Source organism: Shinella sp. SUS2 (assembly GCF_001262505.1).
GTDB lineage: Bacteria > Pseudomonadota > Alphaproteobacteria > Rhizobiales > Rhizobiaceae > Shinella.
In genome coordinates this window covers 1-3,618 of sequence record NZ_KQ410803.1, presented here as the reverse complement: position 1 = coordinate 3,618, position 3,618 = coordinate 1, and the positions used below count along the sequence as shown (strand labels likewise).

The 3,618-nt window shown below is 59.6% G+C and carries 3 protein-coding genes and 2 pseudogenes; 1 reads left to right on the top strand and 4 read right to left on the bottom strand.

All coding sequences use genetic code 11. The annotated features are described in order from the left end of the window. Nucleotides 1-751, top strand: a pseudogene (locus tag AKG11_RS33185) (IS630 family transposase); the annotation flags it as partial. A gap of 16 nt (nucleotides 752-767) precedes the next feature. On the opposite strand, the gene istB reads toward AKG11_RS33185, so the two are convergent. The 4 genes and pseudogenes from istB to AKG11_RS33170 all read right to left on the bottom strand — a co-directional run. Beyond that, nucleotides 768-1,580: an IS21-like element helper ATPase IstB gene (gene istB, locus AKG11_RS33180; RefSeq protein WP_050747106.1), complete on the bottom strand. Its 813-nt coding sequence runs from the start codon at nucleotides 1,578-1,580 to the stop codon at nucleotides 768-770. Continuing rightward, entirely contained in the window at nucleotides 1,570-3,096 is a 1,527-nt protein-coding gene (gene istA / locus AKG11_RS33175; RefSeq protein ID WP_156334233.1) for an IS21 family transposase, read from the bottom strand. Before istA ends, istB begins: the two co-directional genes overlap by 11 nt. Before the next feature lie 125 nt (nucleotides 3,097-3,221). Beyond that, nucleotides 3,222-3,383, bottom strand: coding sequence for an IS3 family transposase (locus AKG11_RS35960; protein WP_371260181.1), 162 nt, complete (start codon nucleotides 3,381-3,383; stop codon nucleotides 3,222-3,224). 37 nt (nucleotides 3,384-3,420) lie between these two features. Further along, nucleotides 3,421-3,618: pseudogene (locus tag AKG11_RS33170) on the bottom strand (IS3 family transposase); the annotation flags it as partial.

Below are 3,618 nucleotides of genomic sequence, written 5' to 3'. Positions count from 1 at the left end.
GCGGCGAGGGCGTCGTTCGCTGGCGTCTGTGCGATCTGGCGCAATGGCTGTGGGAGGAGTTTCGCGTTTCGGTGAGCGAGCAGACGCTCAGCCGCGAAGTCCGGGCCATGGGCTATCGCAAGCTCGCTGTTCGGCCCAAACATCACGCGCAAGACCCTCAAGCCATTGAGGGTTTTAAAAAAGCTTCCCTGCCGCAGTGGCAGAGATTGCCGCTGGAGCGGCCCGAGGAAAACGCATAGAGATTTGGTTTCAGGATGAGGCCCGTATCGGGCAAAAGAACAAGATCACCCGCCGATGGGCCAGGCGAGGAACACGGCCTTCAGCACCGCACGATCAGCGCACAAGGTCGGCCTACATCTTCGGCGCAATCTGCCCGAAGCTCGGCAAGGCGGCGGCGCTGGTCATGCCATGGTGCGACACCTACGCCATGACCCAGCATCTGGCCGAAATCGCCCGACACGTCGATGCCGACGCGCACGCTATCCTCATCATGGATCAGGCAGGCTGGCACATGTCCAACAATCTCGTCGTGCCCGAAAACATCACCATTCTGCCACTCCCGCCGAAATCGCCGGAGCTGAACCCGGTCGAAAACCTCTGGCATTTCATGCGCGACAACTGGTTATCAAACCGCGTGTTCAAATCATACGACGACATCGTCGATCATTGCTGCGATGCCTGGCGGCGGCTCGAAAGCCAGCCATGGCGCGTCATGTCGATCGGACGCAGAGAATGGGCCAATGGGTTTTGATCAGTGAGGGACCGTATTAGATATCGTCCGTCGTGGTTGTGGTGGTCAAGTTCCTCCGTTTCTCCTTCGTCGTTTTGGTGTCGTGCGCGGAGCTGTTCTTGAAGCGGTAGCTGTCGTTTCCGGTTTCGAGGATGTGGCAATGATGTGTGAGCCGGTCGAGCAACGCGGTGGTCATCTTGGCATCGCCAAAGACGCTGGCCCATTCGCTGAAGCTCAGGTTGGTGGTGATGATGACGCTGGTGTGCTCGTAGAGCTTGCTCAGCAGATGGAACAGCAGCGCACCGCCTGAAGCACTGAACGGCAGGTAACCGAGTTCGTCCAGGATGACGAGATCGGAGTGTGCCAGGCGGTTGGCTATCTGCCCTGGCCGGCCTTGGGACTTCTCCTGCTCGAGCGCGTTGACCAACTCCACGGTCGAGAAGAACCGAACCCGCTTGTGATGATGTTCGATGGCTTGGACACCGATGGCCGTGGCGATATGCGTCTTGCCCGTGCCGGGACCGCCAACCAGGACGATGTTGTTGGCGTCGTCGAGGAAGTCGCAGCGATGAAGCTGACGCACCAGCGTCTCGTTGATCTCGCTGCTGTTGAAGTCGAAGCCGTTCAGGTCACGATAGGCTGGAAAGCGTGCCGTCTTGAGCTGGTAGGCGGTCGATCGAACTTCACGTTCCGCAGTCTCGGCCTTGAGAAGCTGCGACAGGATCGGGATTGCCGCCTCGAACGCCGGCGATCCTTGCTCCGTGAGCTCGCCGACGGCCTGGGCCATGCCGTGCATCTTCAGTTGCCGCAACATGATGACGATAGCGCCGCTTGCCGGATTATGACGCATGGCGAGCCTCCGTCTTTCTCAGCGCATCGTAGCGTTCGACATTGGCCTTGGGCTCATTGGTGAGCGTCAAGGCCTGAGGCGCGTCGATGGTGGGCGGTGTGAAGGATTTGCCGTCGACGAGGCGATGCAGCAGGTTCAGCACGTGGGTCTTCGTGGGGACGCCGGACTTCAGCGCCATGTCGACCGCCGAGAGCACGGCCTGTTCGTCGTGCTGGAGAACAAGGGCCAGTATATCGACCATCTCGCGGTCGCCACCCGGCTTCTTCAGGAGGTATTGCTGCAAGGCTCGGAATGCGTCCGGTAGTTCAACGAACGGTGCACCATTGCGAAGAGCGCCCGGTTTGCGTTGCACGACCGCCAGATAATGCCGCCAGTCGTAGATGGTCTGTCCCGGTCGGTCATGGGAGCGATCGATGACACGGCGGTGCTCACAGACGATCTGGCCCTCCGCGGCGACAACGATACGATCCGGATAGACCCGAAGGCTCACCGGTCGATTGGCGAAGGATGCCGGAACGCTGTAGCGATTGCGCTCCAGATGAACGAGGCAGGTGGGCGTGACGCGCTTGGTATACTCGACGAAGCCATCGAACGGCCGGGAGACAGGCATCAATGCCAAAGCCTCCTCAGCCCAGATGTCGGCGATGGTGCCGCGCATCTGGCCGTGTGGCGTCTGCGCCCACAATTCCTTGCAGCGCTGCTCCAGCCAGTCGTTCAACGCTTCCAGCGACGGAAAGCGCGGCGTGGGCTGCCAGAGACGATGACGGGCATCCTGAACGTTCTTCTCGACCTGTCCTTTCTCCCAGCCGGAGGCAGGATTGCAGAACTCGGGTTGGAACACATAGTGGCTGGCCATCGCCATGAAGCGCACGTTGACGTCGCGCTCCTTGCCACGGCCGACCTTGTCGATTGCCGTGCGCATATTGTCGTAGATGCCACGGCCGGGGATGCCGCCAAACACGCGGAAGGCATGGTTGTGGGCATCGAATAGCATCTCATGCGTCTGGAGGAGATAGGCTCTCACGATGAAGGCGCGGCTGTAGCTCAGCTTCGTCCCCGCGACCTGCAGCTTGGTGCGCTCATTGCCGATGATGGCCCAGTCCTCCGACCAATCGAATTGGAACGCTTCGCCCGGTTCGAAGGCCAGAGGCACGAACGTTCCGCGCCCCGTCGTCTGGAGTTCCCTCTGCCGGTCTGCCTTCCATTCCCGGGCAAAGGCTGCAACACGGCAATAGGAACCGTCATAGCCGAGGCTCACCAGGTCGGCATGGAGCTGCTTCAGAGTGCGCTTCTGTTTGCGGCCCTTCTTGGACTCTGTCTTCAGCCAGGCCGATAGCCGATCTGCGAAAGGGTCGAGCTTGCTCGGTCGCTCCGGAACCTTGAACTTCGGTTCCACACCGTCCAGGCGCAGGTATTTGCGGACAGTGTTCCGGGACAGGCCGGTCCTGCGGCAAATCTCCCGGATCGATAGATGCTCTCGAAAATGCCAGCGTCGGATTACGCTCAGTAACGCCATGTCGATCACTCCAGAGCCCCCGCTGAATCCTCGCGAGGGATGATTGAAACATGGGTCAAATCTCAGTGATAATTTCCCGCAATCTGGAGTGAACCCCTCGGGCTGGACCATCGAACCGCTTCAAACTAAGCCGCCTGCTGGGCGAGTTGAGTTTCGAATTCTGCTGGCGATAAATAGCCAAGGGCTGAATGCAGCCGTTTGGTATTGTAAATCTGCTCGATGAACCTGGGCAAGTGTTCAGCAGGGAGCAGGCATTCTTCAAAACCTCCTTTCTCAATGCATTCCAGTCATATGCACCCCGGTCTATCCGGGACGAGGCGCACGGTAGGTGAAGTCGGTTTGCCACATCTCGTTCGGCCGCGTGGTCTTGTCCTTGAACTCGTTGTTGGCCTTGATGACGATATAGGCTGGCGAGGTGACCAGGTCATGGGCCTTGAGTAGGCGGTAGACCGAAGCCTCTGAGACGAAATAGCTTTCCATGTCGGTGAACTTCACCGCCAGCTCGCGTGGCGACAGATCGGC